The following is a 19,208-nucleotide window of genomic DNA, read 5'->3' on the forward strand; positions in this document are numbered from 1 at the left end:
ACTCTAATCATAGGATTTTTGGCTGCGGACGGGCTTTACCCACCACGGACATGTAGGAGCGCATTGCCTAGCCCGCTGCGTGGGTCGCATGGGTCAGGAGAGGATCACAGTGCTTCAGAGACAATTGAGATTCGCAGAGCTGCCGCCGAAGATTTCGACAAGTTGGCAATGTTGAACCGCGAGTTGATCGAGGCCGAGAAGCATCGAAACCCCGATGACGGTTTCAGAACTCAAGGAGCGGTTTATTCAGTTGGTGAATCGCGAAATTTGGATGGTCGACCTCTTCAGCCAGAACGGCGAGATTGTGGGCCTCGCCACTCATCGTTTGGAGCCAGACAATGCGGAGCCGAGTGGGCAACGCGTCTTTTTGAGGCAATTCTACGTCAGCTGCCAACACCGACGTTCGGAGATTGGCTGCAGGACCCTTGAGCTGCTTATTCGGTCTCGTTTCCACAACAAATCAAGGATTTTCCTCGACGTGCTGGAGACCAATCCTGGCCGCAAGACCTTCTGGTCTCACACCGGTTTTGTCGCCTACAGCACGCTCATGGAGCGTCTCGTTGAAAAAGCGGACACCAAATAACCTGCGGTGCTGGGAATTAATTTGGGGATCGGATTGTCTGGCATTTGCGTGCGTCGCGCAAAAACACGAGAATAGAATCGAGCCGGTCGTAACCGAATGGGGCTCACTTGTCCCCGGCCTGCAGGCTAGCCGCTTCGACTTCATCACGGCCGGCATGTGGATCAAGCCGGAGCGCTGCCGCAACGTGCTGTTCAGCGAACCGATCGCTACGGAGAGAGGCGCACTGCTGGTGCCTAAGGGCAACCCGGAAGGGCTGCATTCTTATGAGGATGTGCGTGACAAGGGACTCACCTTCGTCAGTGATACAGGCTACACCGCGGTCCAGGACGCGAAAAAGTCAGGCATCGCCGACGACAAAATCATGCAGGTCGCCGGACCGCCGGCGGACAGGCTGTCGCGCCGCCGCCGGTGCCCTCGACTACTTTACAGCGACTGGACTTGTTAAGAAGGACCACAGCCTTGAGCTGGCCGATTCGTTCATCGCGCCAGCCAACTATCCTGCTATCGCCTTCGAGCTCAACGAGCAGGCTGCGGTCGACGCGTTCAATGCCGTATGCAGGACTATGTTGGCTCTGGCGAAATGATGGCAGTATTCGGCAAATACGGCTACGGCAAAGACAACCTGCGGACGGCAGCAAGACCGCTGACCTCTGCAGAGGCTGAAGGCAATGTGCCTTAACACGTCCCCGGTCATGGCGGGGACGTGTTCAGTGGGCAAGCGTCTGTGAGGCGATTTCAGGTCCACCGTGGCGGTGCTCACAAGACGCGCCTCATTGCCTGAAACAAACACATCTACACTTCATCGGGTGCGCACATGTGAGCGTCGCGGCCCACAATACGACGGCCAATATGCGGGCTGGCTCACCTGCCACATCAGGCAACTGCGCAAGCAAATCCCCTGACGTGTGCCGGAACGAGAAGCAGGAGAATACTGTGGAAATCAGAGTTGTACGCCCGGGCGACCTTTCTCAATTGCGCAAGATTTGTGACGAACACATCGACTTGGAAGGGGTGACAATAGCGGACCAGGACCTGAGTCCTTATTGGAACTCGGCGTTTTTTGGAACACCTGCCCAGTTGTTCGGTTGGGTTTGTGATGAAGGAGGGTGTGTGCTGACAGTTCTGCAAATTCGCTGAGAGAGGGCGGTCATGGCAGGCTGGTGATTGTTCACGTCACCGATTCCCGCGAAGGAACGCCACCATGACCAAGATTGAAAGTAAGACCGGCAGCGCTGCCATCAAAGACATTCTGCTTTCGGACCCGGACGGACTTCACGAAGTGATCCGTGCGGTGATGCAGGAGGTACTCGAGGCCGAGATGGACGAGGCGCTGGGGGCTTCGAAGAGCGAGCGCACACCTGAGCGGCTCGGCTACCGCTCGGGTTATTACGGCCGCACCCTTGTCACGCGGGTCGGCAAGCTTGAGCTGCGGGTTCCGCAGGACCGGGCCGGCCGCTTCTCGACCGAGCTTCTCGAGCGTTACCAGCGTTCGGAGCGGGCCTTGGTGGCGACGCTTGCGGAGATGTATGTGCAGGGCGTGTCGACCCGCAAGGTCAAGGCGATCACGGAAGAGCTGTGCGGCCATGCGTTCTCGGCCTCGTCGATCTCGGCCATCAACAAGCGGCTGGACGAGAGCCTCGCTGCCTTTGCCAGGCGCCCCCTTCAAGAGCCGTTTCCTTACCTCATCCTCGATGCGCGCTAAGAGAAGGTGCGTGAGGCCGGCGTCGTCATGAGCCAGGCGGTGCTGATCGCTGTCGGCATCGACTGGGACGGCCGGCGCCAGATCCTGGCCGTCGAGATGGCCAATCGCGAAAGCCGCTCGGCCTGGAGGGATTTCCTCGTCGCGCTGAAGGCGCGCAGCCCCAAGGGCGTCGAGCTGGTTGTCTCCGCCAATCATGCCGGCCTGGTCGCGGCGATCGGCGAGGTGATCCCCGAAGCCGCCTGGCAGCGCTGCTACGTCCACTTCCTCAGGAACGCGCTCGATCACCTGCCGAGAAAGCACGGCGCCGACTGCCTGCAGGACTTGCGCTGGCTCTAATGACCGGCGCGATCTCGCCGAGGCCAAGGCCGATCTCGCCGCATGGCTGTCCAAATGGTCGGGCCGCTATCCGCGACTGACGAGTTGGGTGGAGGAGACCATCGAGCGCACGCTGACCTTCTTTTGCCTGCCGCGCCAGCATCACAAGCATCTCAAGAGCACCAACATGCTTGAACGGCACAATGAGGAAATCCGCCGGCGCACCAATGTCATGCGCATCTTCCCCAATGAAAGCTGCCTGCGCCTCGTCAGGGCGCTGGCTGCGAGACCAACGAGAACTGGATGGAGGCCAACCGCTACATCAACATGGACGATCTGCGCGAGCACAAGAAGCTCGCTCTACGCCAAGCCGCATGACCAGCATCGTGGCCGCCCCATTTTGCAGAACTTGACGCACACAACCTGAAGGAGGTAAGCGTCATGACAACTCTTAGAGGATACATGACCGCGTCGATCCGGCTTTTCCTTGTTGGTCAGGGGCGATCCTCGGGTACGCCTCCGGCGAGGGCCGCCTTGCGCGATCATGGCACGGTAGCGAGGCTGGGCTCTTAAGGTCGTCCTTAGGAGCGTAAGCCCCGCGACCATCCCATCGCTGAAAACAAACCCTTGATCAGCGGGCGCCCGACGGACCGCCTCTGTCGTCGTGGCGCTCCCATGAAGAACCTGGCCCATAGTGCATCCTTTGATTCGGAAGATAAGGATGCCCCATCAAAACCTGAGATCAAACATTTAGGCAGGCCTCGACTGGGACAAGTAAAACGGCCGCATTCGAGGCATGAGGCTGCACGCGTCTAAGATCCGAACAGCCAATACCCGAGCGTCCTCGACATCCCCGCCGCCAGAAGTCAACGATGCCCAGATCGGCCGCACGACCACCAGCAGAAGGGCGCCACCTCAACCCGTCCTACACTCAACATTTTGTCGCGTCCGCGACGTGCCTTCTTGATCCGATCCGTGGTCTGCTCACCTAAATAGCTGAAAGAGATCACGCATTTCTGTTTCCGGCCTGATTAGCCAGTTTGGCACGAGGTTTGCAACTTTGTGTGCGATCCAGTTGAACGGGCCGATTGGCACAGTCACCTGAAATCACAACTAATTAAAGGAACGGAACATGTCGGAACTGTATCGGATGGCATTACCAATGGGGGACAGCCGGCCGGCAATGCCTCCGCCCACCACAACCAGCCTTCGCCTGACTGTCTCGTGCTGGCCACGCCAGAGTAATCAATTTTGTCCTAAGAACCACAATACGACAAATCGCAGAACGTCCATCCATCCATCCTGAAACCAAGACACAGCAATCGCTTGTCGACGCAGTGTCCCACCGCCGAGAGGAAATGTAGATGAGAAAATTTGTTGCCGCCAAGCTTCATGGAATAACTGTGACCGACGCGAATTTGAACTACCGGGGCTCAATAACTTTGGATCCAGATCACTGCGACGAAGCCGGCATCCTTCCAATGGAATTCGTTGAAATCTGGAATAAATCATCGGGCGCTCGAATCAGCACTTACGTGATTTATGGAGAGCGGGGTTCTCGTTGCTGCGTGCTGAACGGAGCCGCTGCTCGCACCTGTCAGGTCGGGGACGAAATAATCGTTTGCTCCTCCGCATACATCGAGGAGCATCAGATGGTGGAGATCAAGCCGCGAGTGCTGACTTTCCACCGGGATAATTCTATCTGCGACCACATGTTCTACGAGGGTGCAATAGACGACGATGGAAGGATAACGTTCTCGATTCGCGAGGGCTCTCCCGGCGATAACGCGCTAAAACTCACTCCCTAGTAGGGCCTTTCGGTGACAGCTCGTGGCGCCGGGTCCCGGTCAAGGGCGTACTCGTCCCCAGTACTCTGGTACGCGATACAGTGCATTATCCCACTCGGCCACTATTCGGTCAGTTGCCATCAAGCCCAATCGGTTCTGCCCAGATCTGGGAAGACGATTTTGCTGCGCCAAAGGCAACTTCAGCTTCAGCCAGCGGCTGCGGGTAGAGGCGACCAATTTCACGGAATGTTTGGCCTTGGATCGTTGTCTTTAAGTCTGAGGTCCACGATGGCAAAACGACCTATCGACAAAAACGCAGAGTGGAGAACAGCCAATGTCAAGGAAAGCTCTCATCCTGGTTGAAGGCCATGCAAGAGGTAATGGAATACGATACATCCACGCGGCCCGGCGTCTTGGCTTTCATCCAATTACACTATCAGTTGATCCAACACAGTACGAGTATCTTGCGGCGGAAAGAAGCGAGGCAATCCGTGTCGATACAACCAATCTTGATACCTTGATTCGCGAATGTTCCAGGCTGCGTGAGACCAATGACATCGCTGGTATCACGGGCTTCTCGGGCATCGACGAGTCGGTCTATGCAACCGTTGGCAAACTATGTCGGCATTTCGACTTACCGGGACCCAACCCCGAATTGATTGAACGATGCTGTGACAAATTCTCTCAGCGCCAGCTACTTGCGGAAGCCGGAGTTCCGATACCCGCTTATCGCATGGCGCTGAATGTGGCAGAAGTAGAAAGCGCTGTCGCGGAGATCGGCTTTCCCGTAATTGTTAAGCCGGCAATCGGCAGCGGTAGCATCGGTGTCCGATTGTGCCGCAACGCCGATGAGTTAGCTGACCACACGACCTATCTGTTGGGTGGGAAGCACATCTGGCCGTCTTCGCCGAGGATATTGGTTGAGGAATTCGCGCGCGGCCCTTTTTATAGCGTGGAGATAATGGGCAATGAGGTTATTGGGATTGTCGCCGTTGATTTCGGCCCCCCACCGCATTTCGTCTTCCGTGAAACGACCTTCCCGGCCCCGCTTGCGGAAGACGATCATGACCGTATCGTTGATGTTTCGCTGAGGTGCTTGCAAGCTCTTGGCCTTAATTGGGGGCCAACGAACATCGAGCTCCGGTTGACTAATCATGGCCCGGTTGTAATCGAAGTGAATCCGCGTCTTGCTGGTGCGCTTGAGCCTGAACTGGTCCAACTGGCGAGCGGTGTCGATCTGGTCACCGAGCACATCAAGCTTGTCGTCGGCGAGGAATGGGATTTGCGCAGAAGGCATTTGCAGACCGCAGCCGCGCGGTTCCTAGTTGCTGATTGCGACGGCACCCTCGATTGGATCGATGGCGGCAGTCAGGCGATCGCGGTACCAGGTGTCGCTGAAATCAAATTGTATGTTGAACCCAACGCGCCGATCTTCAGGAAAGGCGATTTTCGAGACTGGATAGGACATGTCGTCGCCGTTTCACCCAGCCTTGCTCAGACCGAAGCGATACTCCAACGAGCTGTCGACTTAATCGCTTGGTCTATCACACCGCCGTCGGGCGAACAGGAGCGATCTGCAGCCCCACGACTCCCCCCCAACTGAGAGGTGATCCGTCGCCAGCATAAGAACTCTTACCCGCAATAGCTCGCCTTGTTGTCAAAAGCATAGCTGGAGTTCAAACTTATGAATATATCCAAGGGACCCCAGGCATTCCCTAGAAGTGAATACCTTCGCCGGCTCGGCTCGGTGAAGTTCGAAATGGGTCGGTGCGATATCGACGCGCTCGTCGTTTCCGACCAACATAACATTACCTATCTCACGGGGTACACCGCGCTATCAGCCTATGTTCCTCAGGCCGTTGTGGTTTCGATACGAGAAGAGGAACCGACGTTCATTCTGCGCCGCTGTGATGCGCCGGCAGCCATTCATCAATGTTTTATGGAGCGCGACAAAATCGTCGCATACCCCGAAGCGTATATTGGAAATCCTGACAAGGATGGCTATGACGCGGTAGTCGATTACTTGGAGGACGTCGGCCTCGCGAGTCGAGGCATAGGAATCGAGCTATGCTGCCTTCCATCGCAATCGGCGAAAAAGTTTAGGATGCGCCTGCCTGGTGCCACGATCGTCGATGCTACTAAGGCGGTCACTTGGAAAAGGCTCATCAAGTCAGATCTCGAGATAGCTGTAATGCGGGAGGCGGCGGCAATCTCAGACGCCGCGATTCGACGCGCTGCTGAGGTAATACGCCCCGGGGTGCGTGAAGCAGACGCGTGCGCGGAAATTGTGGCAACGTTGGTGCGCGGCGCAAACGGTAAGCCAGGAAGCGGGATCGAGGGAATAAGTTTGTGTTCATCACCGCGAACGGGAACGTGCCACATTCCGTGGAGCGAGGACGTTTTTCGCTATGGATCGCAGGTGAATCTCGAAATCGGCGGTGCGCGATATGGTTACTGTGCTGGGCTTATGCGCACTTACACGATCGGCTCACCCTCCGATCGTCTACGTCGCGTGCATGAGATCCAAGTCGCCGGCCTTGAGGTCGCTCTTGATGCGATACGGCCAGGAGCGACTTGCAGCGATGTTGCCAACGCCTTCAATCGCAGCATCGAGAAGCGGGGCCTCAAAAAGGAGACGCGTTGCGGCTATGCACACGGCATTGGTTGGTTGGAGCCGACCGCAAGCCTTAAGGATGGCGATATGACAGAGTTGCTACCAAACATGACCTTTCACCTGATGTTAGGTAATTGGATCGAGGAGGATTTTGGATACGTCATCAGCGAAACGTTCCGTGTCACAGACTCCGGCGTCGAGGTACTGACCACTGCTCCCCGGAAGATTTTTGAGATCTAAATTAGAATATGGCTTGTCATAACGACAGCGCGGACGTCCGGAATAGATCTTGCCGGTCGACGAGATGTCGCCTACCTTGTTGAAGTGCGGACGGCGAGCGGCGGTCGGCATGCGGGGCCGATCCGTGTCGAGGCGAAGCCGAACGCACGCTGGTCGCTGTACGACCAGTTCTCCTGCGGCCGATCAACTCGTCGACGACGTGACGCGCGAATGCCTTACGCGATTCCGGACACAGATCTCTGGTCGCCGCGTTGCTCGCGAACTGACGACCTGATCGCCCAGCGCGGCAAGCCCGGCATGATCGTCGCAGACCACCGCACGGAGTTTACCTCGAACACGGTCCTTGCCTGATCAATGGATCATCGCGCCGAAAATACATTCCGCTGCAAGCCCATGTGCGCAACATAAATGGCTGCACCTCTAGTCTACTCGCCACTGTTTAAAAGACTGGGGCAGGTCAATGCGCTTTCGTTACGACCTCAGAGCAAGTCTACAGGTCATAGTAGTAGGTAAGGTATGGACTCAATTTACCGATCTTGTCATAGAGCGCCCGCGCATGATAATTTGATCTGTCCGTATTCCAATAGATTCTCAGCCAGCCTTGGTCGCGACCGTAGGAGGCCAGATTCGTGAGCATGGCTTGGCCAATCCCCTGGCGCCGCGAAGACTCGTCGACATAGAGATCTGCGAGAAAACAGACCGGACGATCGCTAAGAGTATACGGGTGAATGACAAAGGTAGCAAAACCTATGGTAACGCCAGTTGCTGAGACCGCGATCAGCGCGTTAATCGGTTCGTCTGGGCGCTCGATGCGCCGCCAGATCCTATCTGTCGCCTGTTCTGATGAATTGAGACCTTGGTCGGCGCAATATGCGTACCAAAGGGACCGCCATGCATCGCGGTCGGCAGTGCCTGCGAGACGAATCTCCATGAGGGGCGGGCTCCGGCTGAGAATGGGCTCCAGGGCGCGAGGTGTTCGGCCTGAAAGGTTGACGGCTTGCGATAACTGCCACCGGCCCGCAAGACGTGCAGCACGCGACCGCCGGGTGTTATAAGATCTTTCCGCCTGTGACGGCGTCGTGGTCGCGCTGGAACTGGTTCCCGGGAGCTCGGTTCGCGATACGTCAAGCGCGAGTTGGGCGAGCGTTATCATGGGATCAAGTTCCCTCAGGTTTTCCCGCAGCACGTTTGCGACAGCGGTGCAGATCTAGTGCGATCTTTCCCTGCGACCACACGATGCAAACAATCTGACACCATAGGTGCATTCATCCCGAAGCGGGCTTCCGACCGCCGCGCTACACGCGCGACGGCGGGACAATCTAGCGGATGCGAGAGTTCTTCCAGCTTACCACGGAGATCTGCACCGCGTCGGCGCCATAATTGCGCATGCTTTAGAAAAGCAGACAATCATTGCAGTTCGCGCGCGCGTCCGGCGCCATTCCCAGTCACCCATATTGACTCAACGTTGCGCAGCATCATTTCTACAACACTAACTTGCTGCCCTTGTCGCGAAGTCAGGCGAGCGTCGATCTCGGGATAAATAAAGAAGGGCAGCGAAATTCGATCAGTCGGACCACTATGCACGACCTGGTGGGGCGTACTCTTGAAGCGGCCGTCGCTCAAGACCTGAAGGAGGTCGCCCAGATTGACTACGAGACTATCGGGCAGGCTCGGCACCGGCATCCATCGACCGCGGAACCACACCTGCAAGGAACGCAGGGGGAGTTCCTCTTGCAGCAGCAGCGTGAAGAAGCCATGATCCGTGTGCTTTGCGCAAGTGCCGCCGCGAGCTGGATACCGTATCACGCGTTGCCCAAGCGTCGGCGTGCTGAAATGGCGTTGGAACCATGCCTCTTCCATACCTATCAGGTCCGCCAGCGCATCCCCGATCTGGGGGACAATCCCGGCGAGCACGGTAGCCTGCAAAGCAAGCAGGTTTCTTGCGAAGCCAGGAGCCAAGGCTTCATCCGGAAGGCGCGTGCGGCCGGAGAACGGACGCCGGTCGCCTTCGTTCTCAATTCCGAGGTCGAATACCTCCTTTGGATCGAAGCCGGCCTCAGGATGTAGCATTTCGCCGTGTAAAGGACTGTATCCACGGGCGGCAGTGGGGTACACGTCCTGAAAGGCGTGCCCGTAGCGTTCCTTAACCGACTGTGGCAATGCGAAGAATCGCCGGGAAGCCTCAATGGCTTGCGCGATCTGTTCCCCGGGGATGCCGTGCTCGACAAGGTAGAAGAACCCGTATTCCTGGCATGCCATTTGCAGGCGCTGGCGCTCGTCACGTCGCGTTGCATCGTCTCTCAATTTCGAAAGTGAAATTTTCGGCAGCGTGGTCATAGTCAATCCCCTTTTTGGGCGCTTAAGTTGATTAGTGTTTGCCGCGGCTCTCAAAGTCGACAGTTCCTTGGATGTGGGCAACGCGCCGTCTCTTCCAATAATAACGAAAGTCGACATGATGTCCCATTCTAAGGCTAAGCCGATGGCTGGGCGGTGATTCCGTCTTAGCAATTGATCTCTAGCGCTTCCTGGTGAAGATAACAACGATTTGTATGTTAATATAGTTGTATATATTGTTACATCCGTCGCGGTTAGTTTAACATTATCACGGCCAAGATACTAAGAGCGATTTACAATTCTGAATTGCTTTATGACTTCCAGGCTCAATCCAGACCAGCGCCGACCTCCGGGTTTCATGGCAGGATCGGCCATCTCGAAGAGCTCTATGACGCGAGGTATCGCCAGCTACCTGAGCTCGTCCATCACACACGCCGTCCCGGACGATGGCCGAATGGCAGAAACCGACCGCTCGAAATTTTCCTATCCCATAGTCTTTTTCGACGCTATCCGGGTCGAGCGGTCAAGCTCAGGGACGAAGACTTCGTTCGCAAAAAAGCCATCTACATCGGGTTCGGCGTTCTGCCTGGCGGCACCAAGGAGCACATGAGCTGAGGAAGCGCTTGTCGACGTTATCCGCCGTCTCGACGAGACGACTAGCCGAGCAGCAAAGCAGGCAGCGATTTAGCTCCGTCTGCCGTCTCTCAAGGTTGTGTCGGCCAATTTCTCAGCCACCATAATCGTCGGAATGTTTGTGTTCGCCCGAGGGCAAAATGGCATGACGGAAGCGTCGGCGATCCTCAAACCCAAAATACCATGAACGCGTCCCGACGGATCGGTCACAGCGCCAGGATCCGCGGCTGCCCCCATCCTGCAGGTCGACGTCGGATGCCAACTTGGGATGACGTTCTGGCGAATATACCGATCCAGATGTTTCTCGTCGTTGACGAGATCGGAAATGCTATCCCCATCCGTTATGACGCGCCTAATCAGCCCACGGCGCAGCCGCGGCGACGCGTCCATGAGCAGCGCCAGAAATGACGTGAGTGCATAGTTTGTGCTTGTGACCTTGCTCACCAGCTTCGCTCGCGCATTCAACGCTGACGGAAACGGGTCCAGCGCCACAGAGGACAGCGAATCTTGCTGCAGCAGGCGGACTATGAAGCGAAAGCCCTGCTTGAGGCGCTCGGCGTCCCGCTTGTCGCTCAACCAGTTGAAATCGACCTCCGGCTCTATTTTATGCGAACTACCCTTGAGCGCCACAGTTCCCGTCGAGTAGCTGCGATTGACCCACACGGCGAGAGTGCCGAGGCGCCTCCCCAGCGGGTGCCAGGATGATTTGGCAACAGTCGATATTGCCATATCGGTCGACGGGCAGCCTTCGTAACCCGACGAGTAGCGGGCGTGCATCTGAATATATTCGCTCACGCCGGGTGACAAGCGATCGGCCGGCTTCAAATAGGCCGAAACGCAAATCGTGGGGTGTTCCTGAAGATTCTGGCCCACACCTTTCAAATCTGCAACGATAGGGATTCCGAATTGTACTAATTCCTTCGCGGGGCCGATCCCGGAGCGCATCAATATGGCGGGTGAATGGAGTGCTCCTGCGCACAGGATAACGCAAGAAGCGCTATACGATTGCACGCCCGATTTGTTCTCCGTCTCGACCCCCGTTACCGTTGTTCCCAAAAAGGTCAGCCGCGCAACTGTCGTTTCGGATAAAATCGTTAGATTGCGGCGAGAGCGGACGGTTTCGGGTAAGTACGCCATCGCGGAGGAGACCCGATGACCATTGCGGTTGGTCAATGGGACAACTGAATAGCCATCACCGAATGCACCATTGAAGTCTGGCCTGAAATGAAGCCCCAAAGCATCGTAAGCATCGGAGATTGCCCGGATGAAGCCCGACCAGTCTGATTGGCGCACACGTTTGATTGGCAAGGGGCCGTTCGTGCCATGAAATTCCCCGCCGAAATCCAAATCGCATTCTAGACGACGGAAGTAGGGCAGCACGTCTTCCCAACCCCAGCCCGTTGCACCGCTTGAGGCCCACTCATCGTAATCTCCGGGCCCGCCGCGGTTGGCGACTTGGGCATTGATGCTGGAGCCGCCACCCATGACGCGCGCCTGTTCGTAATGGACAGGCTTGCGGCCACCTCGCACCGTTGTCGCGTGGAGTGACTGCCATCGATAACCGGGATTAAGGTAAGCACGCGTTGGGTCGCCATCCTGGATGTCGTCAGGAATGGCATTCGGCGGCGTATCAGGGCCAGCTTCAATGAGCAGCACGCGAGCGCCATAGGCGGAGAGCCTGCTCGCCATCACGCATCCAGAGGAGCCACCACCCACGACGATATAATCGAAAACCACGCAACTCCCCATCAAGGTACCAAGTGTGATGGGCTTCTTCAGCAAAGCGCTCCTCCTACCGCCTGAGATATGGTCACTTACGGCGCGGCAGCTCCACATCATGCCGTCTGTAACGGAGCGATTTGATCGCCAAATCGGTCGAGGGCATGCCCGAAGCGAGACCGAGCGACCCATCTGAACTATCTCTGAACCGACAAGCTCTCAATTCCAGGGCACATGCATCTCCGGACACGCCGGTGCGTCGGTGTGAATGATTGCAAGTTCGTAGGGCGAGAGCAGCGCTCGCCTACGGTTTCTTGCATCACCGTCTTCCGAGAAACAATGATACTAACAAGAGATAACGACGACTTTTTCGATTTTTACAGCAGTCAAGACTGTCACTTCAAAATATCGCATAACTACGTTATTGTAGACCCGGTCTCTTACATAGCGAAGGCCTACTTTCGGTGCTTTCCGAAGCGAACGCGTGTTCGTTGGGCGAATGAATGAAGTGACCTTCTCGAGCGTTAGGTTCTCGAAAGCAAACTGGATCGCTGCCCTGCCGGCCTCTGCGGCGATCCCCTTACCGGAAGACGCAAGGTGGAGGCACGATACGGTTTCCACATTAGTGGGATCTTCGGGCAGATACGGGCCACTGTACATCAATCCACAGTAGCCTGCGAATTTTCCGACTTGGCCTTCGCCTTTTACGAACACCATCCATAAGCCGAAACCATTGCTCTGCCAATGATGGATGAACTGTTGTAGTTTAGCTTTCGATTGCTCTCGGGTCGGATAGACTCCATCCCACATGGCATTTACCACAAATGGATCGCTATGAAGCTCATGTAGAAGAAGCTCGTCGCTATGCGACGGTGGCCTTAGGATTAGGCGCGGCGTTTCTAGAATGTACATGAGAAGCTCCCTTCTAGCCATAAGTTAGAGCCGCACTTACCTCCAACGCGGCCATGATCTCCTAGCATGAGCGTCAAGGCCGCAGTGCTTGATTGAAGGCGTTCGACGAGGTTTATGCTTAAGGTAGCGAGGTCTACACAAATCAAGCTTTGGGCGCCTAACCGTGTCAGTGTTGACGGCACCTGGAAAGCCGGCCCGAAGGCGATAAAAAAATTAGGCGCCTCCTTTCAGAATGGAAGCAGGCGACGCGCTGGTGAGCGGGCGCCTGATACGCGCAACATGCTGCGGCGGCGTTTACGCAAGGGGTTGCTTACCCCAAGGGGGGGTATGGTATTGGCCCAAAACCGGCTAACTACATTGTTCATTTAAAATACGCGCCTCCTTCAAGCTTAACCTGCACTGGTCACTTTGCGAATGCCCGCCAGTGGGTTCTTCAGCGTGCCGACGGTGTGCAGGTATTCTCCCGGATCACCGAAGTCCACCATTTGCTGGTTTTTTTGTATCTGCAGTCGATTCATACATCGTCGCAGAAATTCTGGAGCGAATAGGTCATGCTGCCTGTATTTTTCGTCATATTCCGGATGTTTCGTCTGGTAGCCAAGGATGGACTCGCTTACGAGCTGCCAGAAGTGTGTCGACGGAAAATCAAGATGTTCTTCGAGTGTTACAGCCAAGTAACGAAAGAAGCAGTCGAAAACGTCGGTGAAAATGAAGTCGTGCTTCATGTCGCGATTTACTTGAATGCAGATCCTCTTAATCTCCTCCGGCACGTTGAGATCTCCGCCTAGAATACGAAGCTCCTCGCCAATGTCTTTCATGATAACTCGCGTCGGAGCGTGATCTTTCATAACTAGAATTATATTTTCTCCATGTGCCATAAACGCTAGATCGTAAGCATAAAAGCAGTGGAGAAGCGGCGCCAGATAAGATTCAAAATAGCGGCGTAGCCAAGCGGCGGCGTCTAACCCCGAGGCATTGATGAGGGCTGTCACGAGTGCTTCACCATTGTAATCGACATGAAGCAGCGACGCCATTGTCATCAGACGTTCCCCTTCTTTCAACTGCCGAAGGGGGCTTTCCCTCCACAGCGCAGAAAGCATCTGCTTGTAAGGGGAGTCCTTCTTGAGGGCGGTGTTGAAACAACGATTGCGATAGCCAATCGTCGCGACCTCGCGAAGGATGCTGAAGCCGTTGGCGGCTAAATAGGAGTCACTGTCGAGCAAATTCTTCAACCATTCGTTGATGGCGGGCGTCGCCAGCATGTGTGTCGGTGACAAGCCGCGCATAAACCCCATGTTAAGTATCGACAGCGCCGTTTTCACGTACCGTTTATGCGGATCGCTTATATTGAAAAGTGTGCGGATCGATTGCTGGGCATGATATATGTCCTTCCCCTGGCCTAGGCAGACAATGTGCCGGTTGGCGATATCCGCCGCGAAGATAGTTGAGAGCCGATTGAACCATTGCCAAGGATGCGCTGGCATATAGATGTAATCGGTCGAGTTTAGTCCCTTTTGACGCAACGCTGCGTCGAACTGTTCCAGCGCCTGTCGACCGAGTTCCTCGTGCATGAGAAGGTCGTAGTCGAGCGTTGAAATGGACTTAAACGTTGCCATTTCTTTATGGACGGCCAGCCATATGAGTCTTATCGAACTGCCCACCTCCGGCGCATAGCGACTATAGTCGAGCGCGTCAAAGCCAATGCGACCGTTATTCGCGATAAAGGTCGGGTGGCCCTCCGTCATGCCAGCCTCAACGATCTGGTAATCGGCAAAAGCCAGTTCTGCGGCGGATATCTCTGTTTTGGCCTGCTTGTACGCGCTGCCATACAGCGTGCTGCTGATCTCCTGCAGGTAAACCGGCATCATCTCTTCCTTTATGCCAAGATGGCGGCTGAACTCAATAACAAAATCAAGCGCATCCAGGGGGGCCGGCCTGCCCTCAATCCTTTTCTCCAGAGAGCCGGCGTCCACTTGCCAGTGATCTAGCAGGAGGCGCCGAGCCTGGAACCAATACTCCAACCCAGGGGTCTCGCTTTCCAGCACATACTTCCCCCAGTCGCCTTCCATTCGCTGGAGTCGAGGAGCAATTAGCAACTCGTGTGCAAATTCGCTGATTGCTTTACGGATAAGGAGCCGGTTGGCCTTTGCCCATAAATGCGGTTTCAAATGCTGCGTTACGCGTTCGGCTAGGCTTATCTCATCGTCTCGGGCTGTCATATCACTCACGATCTCAACTCCTTCAGAACGTAACGGTGTAAGGTTCGCGAACGCGCCTTACACTCGTCTCGCCAAACTTCGACGTCGCACAAAATCCGTTCTATTTTTCATCAGAAAGGATAAGAAATACCGGACCTCTTATACAAGTTAATTTCTAATGTGTTGTGTACCGTTCGTCTTCGCTCGTGATAAACCAGCAATATTACCATCTTACTTATATAATATATTAGAATACCGGTTTCACCGGCCCTGGACGTCGTCCTTCATCTTGCAACGAGCAAGAAGTGTGTATTGATTTGCACATGCCGTACTGTCGTTCGATCACGTCAAGCGGTCGGTGTCCATTGTTTGAGCTCTCCGAGTGTCCATTTTTGCTGTCCGTCTCCATACAATCGCATACGTCTAAAGCGGAATTTCCTTTGCTTGATAAGCCCAGACTGGGTAGGGGGGACTGAGTGAATGCCTACTCCGCTGAAATGCTGTCCTGCACCGCGCCAATGCTGTCGCGTACGATCGACAGACCACGGCGCAGTTCAGCCTCGGTTATGGTAAGGGCTGTCATGAACTTGAGCACCTCACCATACGAGCCAGCGATCTCGATCACCAAGCCGCGACGAAAAGCTTCCCGGGAAATGAGCCCCGGCAATGAGTGGTGCTTTGGTGATACGAGTCCATACATCAAGCCGCGGCCTCGGACATTCAGAGCAAGGCTGGGGAAGTCGTCTGCGATCGACTTGAGTTCTTGAGCCAAGATGGCTGATTTGCGAGCAATCTCATCTTCAAACTTGGAGTCGGACCAGTAAGTCTCAAGGGCCGCACGAGCAGTGACGAAAGCATAGTTGTTGCCCCTGAACGTGCCGGTGTGCGCACCCGGCGTCCAGACATCAAGTTCAGGCTTCATGAGGACAAGGGCCATAGGCGTTCCAATTGCAGACAACGACTTTGACAGGGTAACGATGTCCGGCACGATCTCAGCCGCCTCGAAACTGAAGAATTTCCCTGTGCGACCGACACCAGCCTGAATATCATCGAGGATCATCAGGATCTCGTGCCGAGAGGTCAGATCACGCAGCCGTTGCAGCCATTCAACGGTAGCAGCATTGACACCGCCTTCGCCCTGCACTGCTTCTAGGATCACCGCAGCGGGTTTGCCGAGACCACTGCTAGGATCATCGAGAAGCTTCTCGAAATACTCGATCGTGTCTGAAGCGCCGAGATAGCCCTCGTACGGCAACGATGTCACGTGCGCGAGGGGAAAGCCGACAGCATCTCGGAACTTCGTGTTTCCGGTTGCCGCCAACGCCCCAGCGCTGACTCCGTGAAACGAGTTCGTAAACGAAACGATGTTTGACCTGCCGGTCACTTGGCGAGCTAGCTTCAGAGCCGCCTCGACCGCGTTCGTACCTGTGGGGCCAGTAAATTGCAATTTATAAGACAGACCGCGGGGCTTCAAAATAAACTGCTCAAAAGCTTCGATGAAGGCCTTCTTGGCGGTCGTAGCAAGGTCGAGCCCGTGCACAATTCCGTCGCGCGCAATGTAGTCCAACAACGCCCGCGTGAAGGCTGGGTTGTTGTGCCCGTAATTCAAGGCTCCCGCGCCTCCCAAGAAGTCGATGTATTCCCGACCGTCTGTAGCTATGAGGGCAGTGCCGACGCCTCGATCGAACAGAACTGGGAACGCACGGACGTAGCTCCGCACCTCAGACTCAAGACGATCAAAGATCGCGAGGCTTACATCGTTTGTAGGAGTAAACTGCTTCTTCATAGGGCGAGTCCTGAATTGTAGCCTGCAAAGGCATCAGCCCAAACTGTCTGGCGAAGGCCATTTCAATCGGTTCGAGGTTCGGCTTGTATGACGGCAGCATGAGCAGTCACACGCCTGGCCACGCCAACTCACGGCCCAAGCCAGTCGATCGCTGCGAGGTCCAACGTCACGTCCACCAGAGAACAAGATCAGGCCGCGCAAATCCGAAAAAGCAATTCAGCACTAGGCGACGCTTTCCGTCGCCTAATTGACCGGTAACCCCGTGAACGAAGCCGCCATCGATTAGGGCGATATCCCCGGTTTTGAGCTCGAACTCGCGGCAAGGGACGGCTTCCAGATAGGCTGCCGAATAGGGATATCCAGTGGTCTCCACACCTTGCGATATCCGGTCCGCAACCGTCGGCTTGTGGCTCCAGAGCTTCAGATTGCCGCCTTCCTCAGGCATGCTGGGATAGAGGTTGAGCGCTGCGACCGTATTGTGCGCCACCGCAGAAAGCTCGTAATCATCGCCAGCACGTAAGACTTGAGCGACGTCGTCGTGGGGATCCAAGGAAAATGTGCCTGTGCCCGACCAACTGAGGCCGCGACAAACATTGGCCTGGCCGTGTTCGGAACGGGCTAGCCGCAATTCGATTCCCTGGTTGTGAAGCTCTCGCTTCAACGCCCTGAATACTGCTCGAACCGGGTCAACCAAATTCTTAAAAAGGGCATCGACGTACGGCCGCGCGTTTTCGGCGTCTGCGAAATAGGTGGCTGCATCCTTCCTGTAGTGAGATGCGCCGACATATTGTCCGGGCACACCATCTTTACGCTCTCTGAGACCAGAGCTTCCAATAAAGTTCGTAGTGATCTCCTCGGCTACTTCGGTGCTGAAAGCTTGCTTGATGTGCAGAGCGGTGAGCTCACCTTTCAGGACCGAGATGATCTCCGCCGTGTTGATCGACCCGGTCCGTTCTTTGATCGAAACCGGCGAGATGGCTGGCACTTGAGATATCTGACTAGGCATTGTCTTGCTCCTGTAGTGCGTGTTCAAGGATGGTGATGCCACGATCGAGTTCGGCATCGGTGATGGTTATCGGTGGGAGGACTTTGATAACGTCGCGATTTGGCCCCGAGGATTCGATAAGAAGGCCATTTTCGAATGCGACATCGTGCACGCGGCCGACAACTGCCGGTGAACGGCATTTCAGGCCGGCCATCAGACCGCGGCCGCGCTTCTGTTCGATGTATCTTGGAAATTTCGCAACCAGGCGATCGAGGTGCGTTTGCAGCCTGACGGCTGTCCGCTCGACACCTGCAGTAAATTTCCTATCCGACCACATCTTGCACATGGCTCCTGCCGTCACGAAGGCGAAATTGTTGCCTCTGAAGGTCCCGCTATGTTCTCCGGGCTTCCATATGTCCAAGTCGGGTCGAATCAGAACGATGGACAACGGACTACCTGAACCGCTTAGGGACTTGGAAAGACACACAATATCCGGTTCGATTTTCGCGGACTCGAATGAGAAGAAATCGCCAGTTCGGCCCGCACCCGCCTGAATATCGTCGACGATAAAAACAATGCCGTGCGTACGGCAAATGCGCTGAATTTCCGTGAGCCAAGCTGCGGATGCGGCGTTCATGCCGCCTTCGGCCTGGATGGTCTCCAGAATGATTGCGGCAGGCTTTTCTATGCCGCTCCCCGGGTCGCTCAAAACGCTGTCGATGTAACTGGCGGAATCGAAAGCTTGGCTCGGATAGCCGTCATAGGGAACACGGATCACATCGTGGCGAGCGACGCCTCCCAGTTCCCTGGTTGAGGCCGAGCCCGACACCGCTAGAGAGCCGAGCGACATGCCGTGGAACGCATTCGTAAAGGCCATGACGCTCGAGCGGCCGGTGTATTTTCGCGCCAGCGCCAGCGCCGCTTCGTTGGCGTTCGTGCCGGTCGGCCCGGGAAACTGAATCTTGTACGAAAGGCCTCTGGGTTTCAGGATCCAATCGACGAACCCTTCAATGAAGTCACGCTTTGCCGCCGTATGCATATCAAGCGACAGAAGAATGTTCTCACCGACGAGATATTCAATCGCTGGCGCCATAATATCCGGATTGTTGTGCCCGTAGTTGAGTGCGCCGGAACCCACCAGGAAATCGATAAAGGGCTTACCCGTCTCGTCCCAGATCGTCGCCCCAAGGGCCTTCGTAAAGACGGTGGGGAACGCCCGGCAATAACGACGAACGTTAGATTCATGAGCCGTGAAAGCGTCGGTGTCCATATCAAGTCCTCTGCACATAGTCTTTCAAAGAAGAGAGCTGTTTAATGGCTAGTGGTTTGCGGCAGATGTTCGTCGCTTAACGTTGAAGCAGAATGCCGGAGGCAGCTTTGTTTGGTCTGGGTTTGGTCTG

The 19,208-nt window shown here is 55.7% G+C and carries 13 protein-coding genes and 3 pseudogenes; 8 read left to right on the forward strand and 8 right to left on the reverse strand.

Translation table 11 applies throughout. From position 1 onward, the window contains the following. Window positions 1-214: 214 nt before the first annotated feature. The 7 genes and pseudogenes from EJ076_RS01715 to EJ076_RS01745 all read left to right on the forward strand — a co-directional run. Window positions 215-583: a GNAT family N-acetyltransferase gene (locus EJ076_RS01715; RefSeq protein WP_063169352.1), complete on the forward strand. Its 369-nt coding sequence runs from the start codon at window positions 215-217 to the stop codon at window positions 581-583. After that, window positions 561-1,028: a transporter substrate-binding domain-containing protein gene (locus tag EJ076_RS35610; RefSeq protein WP_224571101.1), complete on the forward strand. Its 468-nt coding sequence runs from the start codon at window positions 561-563 to the stop codon at window positions 1,026-1,028. Before EJ076_RS01715 ends, EJ076_RS35610 begins: the two co-directional genes overlap by 23 nt. A 756-nt stretch (window positions 1,029-1,784) precedes the next feature. Then, a pseudogene (locus tag EJ076_RS01725) lies at window positions 1,785-2,978 on the forward strand (IS256 family transposase). A gap of 986 nt (window positions 2,979-3,964) precedes the next feature. After that, complete coding sequence (panD, locus tag EJ076_RS01730) at window positions 3,965-4,408, forward strand: aspartate 1-decarboxylase (protein ID WP_063169354.1); 444 nt, start codon at window positions 3,965-3,967, stop codon at window positions 4,406-4,408. A gap of 313 nt (window positions 4,409-4,721) precedes the next feature. Then, complete coding sequence (locus EJ076_RS01735; RefSeq protein WP_082826583.1) at window positions 4,722-5,990, forward strand: acetyl-CoA carboxylase biotin carboxylase subunit family protein; 1,269 nt, start codon at window positions 4,722-4,724, stop codon at window positions 5,988-5,990. A gap of 81 nt (window positions 5,991-6,071) precedes the next feature. Next, window positions 6,072-7,241, forward strand: coding sequence for a Xaa-Pro peptidase family protein (locus EJ076_RS01740; RefSeq protein ID WP_063169356.1), 1,170 nt, complete (start codon window positions 6,072-6,074; stop codon window positions 7,239-7,241). A 117-nt stretch (window positions 7,242-7,358) separates the two neighbouring features. After that, window positions 7,359-7,589: pseudogene (locus EJ076_RS01745) on the forward strand (IS3 family transposase); the annotation flags it as partial. A 142-nt stretch (window positions 7,590-7,731) separates the two neighbouring features. On the opposite strand, the gene EJ076_RS01750 reads toward EJ076_RS01745, so the two are convergent. Together EJ076_RS01750 and EJ076_RS01755 are read right to left on the reverse strand one after the other, a co-directional pair. Continuing rightward, window positions 7,732-8,172 (reverse strand): GNAT family N-acetyltransferase, encoded by a 441-nt coding sequence (locus EJ076_RS01750; RefSeq protein WP_158515807.1) that lies wholly within the window; start codon window positions 8,170-8,172, stop codon window positions 7,732-7,734. Window positions 8,173-8,648: 476 nt separating this feature from the next. Continuing rightward, complete coding sequence (locus tag EJ076_RS01755) at window positions 8,649-9,578, reverse strand: 2-oxoglutarate and iron-dependent oxygenase domain-containing protein (RefSeq protein ID WP_063170383.1); 930 nt, start codon at window positions 9,576-9,578, stop codon at window positions 8,649-8,651. 456 nt (window positions 9,579-10,034) lie between these two features. Here EJ076_RS01755 and EJ076_RS35615 point away from each other — a divergent pair. Beyond that, window positions 10,035-10,178, forward strand: a pseudogene (locus tag EJ076_RS35615) (transposase); the annotation flags it as partial. An 81-nt stretch (window positions 10,179-10,259) separates the two neighbouring features. Here EJ076_RS35615 and EJ076_RS01760 read toward each other — a convergent pair. From EJ076_RS01760 to ectB (EJ076_RS01785), 6 genes are all read right to left on the reverse strand, one after another. Next, window positions 10,260-11,990, reverse strand: coding sequence for a GMC family oxidoreductase N-terminal domain-containing protein (locus EJ076_RS01760; protein WP_224571100.1), 1,731 nt, complete (start codon window positions 11,988-11,990; stop codon window positions 10,260-10,262). Between the two features lie 282 nt (window positions 11,991-12,272). After that, the gene (locus tag EJ076_RS01765) at window positions 12,273-12,839 is read right to left on the reverse strand and encodes a GNAT family N-acetyltransferase (RefSeq protein WP_158515808.1); all 567 of its coding nucleotides are present in this window, start codon (window positions 12,837-12,839) and stop codon (window positions 12,273-12,275) included. 389 nt (window positions 12,840-13,228) lie between these two features. Then, entirely contained in the window at window positions 13,229-15,058 is a 1,830-nt protein-coding gene (locus tag EJ076_RS01770; RefSeq protein ID WP_063169359.1) for an IucA/IucC family siderophore biosynthesis protein, read from the reverse strand. Window positions 15,059-15,521: 463 nt separating this feature from the next. Further along, the gene (ectB, locus tag EJ076_RS01775) at window positions 15,522-16,823 is read right to left on the reverse strand and encodes a diaminobutyrate--2-oxoglutarate transaminase (RefSeq protein ID WP_063169360.1); all 1,302 of its coding nucleotides are present in this window, start codon (window positions 16,821-16,823) and stop codon (window positions 15,522-15,524) included. Window positions 16,824-16,989: 166 nt separating this feature from the next. Continuing rightward, window positions 16,990-17,829: a hypothetical protein gene (locus EJ076_RS01780; RefSeq protein WP_063169361.1), complete on the reverse strand. Its 840-nt coding sequence runs from the start codon at window positions 17,827-17,829 to the stop codon at window positions 16,990-16,992. Then, window positions 17,822-19,078: a diaminobutyrate--2-oxoglutarate transaminase gene (ectB, locus tag EJ076_RS01785; protein ID WP_063169362.1), complete on the reverse strand. Its 1,257-nt coding sequence runs from the start codon at window positions 19,076-19,078 to the stop codon at window positions 17,822-17,824. The genes EJ076_RS01780 and ectB (EJ076_RS01785) overlap by 8 nt, the downstream gene beginning before the upstream one ends. Window positions 19,079-19,208: the final 130 nt, after the last annotated feature.

Source organism: Mesorhizobium sp. M7D.F.Ca.US.005.01.1.1, assembly GCF_003952545.1.
Lineage (GTDB): Bacteria > Pseudomonadota > Alphaproteobacteria > Rhizobiales > Rhizobiaceae > Mesorhizobium > Mesorhizobium loti.

Bases quoted from the DNA above. Each gene is read 5' to 3' on its own strand.
- EJ076_RS01715 (WP_063169352.1), top strand. From the start codon at position 215: ATGACGGTTTCAGAACTCAAGGAGCGGTTTATTCAGTTGGTGAATCGC.
- panD (WP_063169354.1), top strand. From the start codon at position 3,965: ATGAGAAAATTTGTTGCCGCCAAGCTTCATGGAATAACTGTGACCGAC.
- EJ076_RS01735 (WP_082826583.1), top strand. From the start codon at position 4,722: ATGTCAAGGAAAGCTCTCATCCTGGTTGAAGGCCATGCAAGAGGTAAT.
- EJ076_RS01740 (WP_063169356.1), top strand. From the start codon at position 6,072: ATGAATATATCCAAGGGACCCCAGGCATTCCCTAGAAGTGAATACCTT.
- EJ076_RS01750 (WP_158515807.1), bottom strand. From the start codon at position 8,172: ATGGAGATTCGTCTCGCAGGCACTGCCGACCGCGATGCATGGCGGTCC.
- EJ076_RS01755 (WP_063170383.1), bottom strand. From the start codon at position 9,578: ATGACCACGCTGCCGAAAATTTCACTTTCGAAATTGAGAGACGATGCA.
- EJ076_RS01765 (WP_158515808.1), bottom strand. From the start codon at position 12,839: ATGTACATTCTAGAAACGCCGCGCCTAATCCTAAGGCCACCGTCGCAT.
- EJ076_RS01770 (WP_063169359.1), bottom strand. From the start codon at position 15,058: ATGACAGCCCGAGACGATGAGATAAGCCTAGCCGAACGCGTAACGCAG.
- ectB (WP_063169360.1), bottom strand. From the start codon at position 16,823: ATGAAGAAGCAGTTTACTCCTACAAACGATGTAAGCCTCGCGATCTTT.
- EJ076_RS01780 (WP_063169361.1), bottom strand. From the start codon at position 17,829: ATGCCTAGTCAGATATCTCAAGTGCCAGCCATCTCGCCGGTTTCGATC.
- ectB (WP_063169362.1), bottom strand. From the start codon at position 19,078: ATGGACACCGACGCTTTCACGGCTCATGAATCTAACGTTCGTCGTTAT.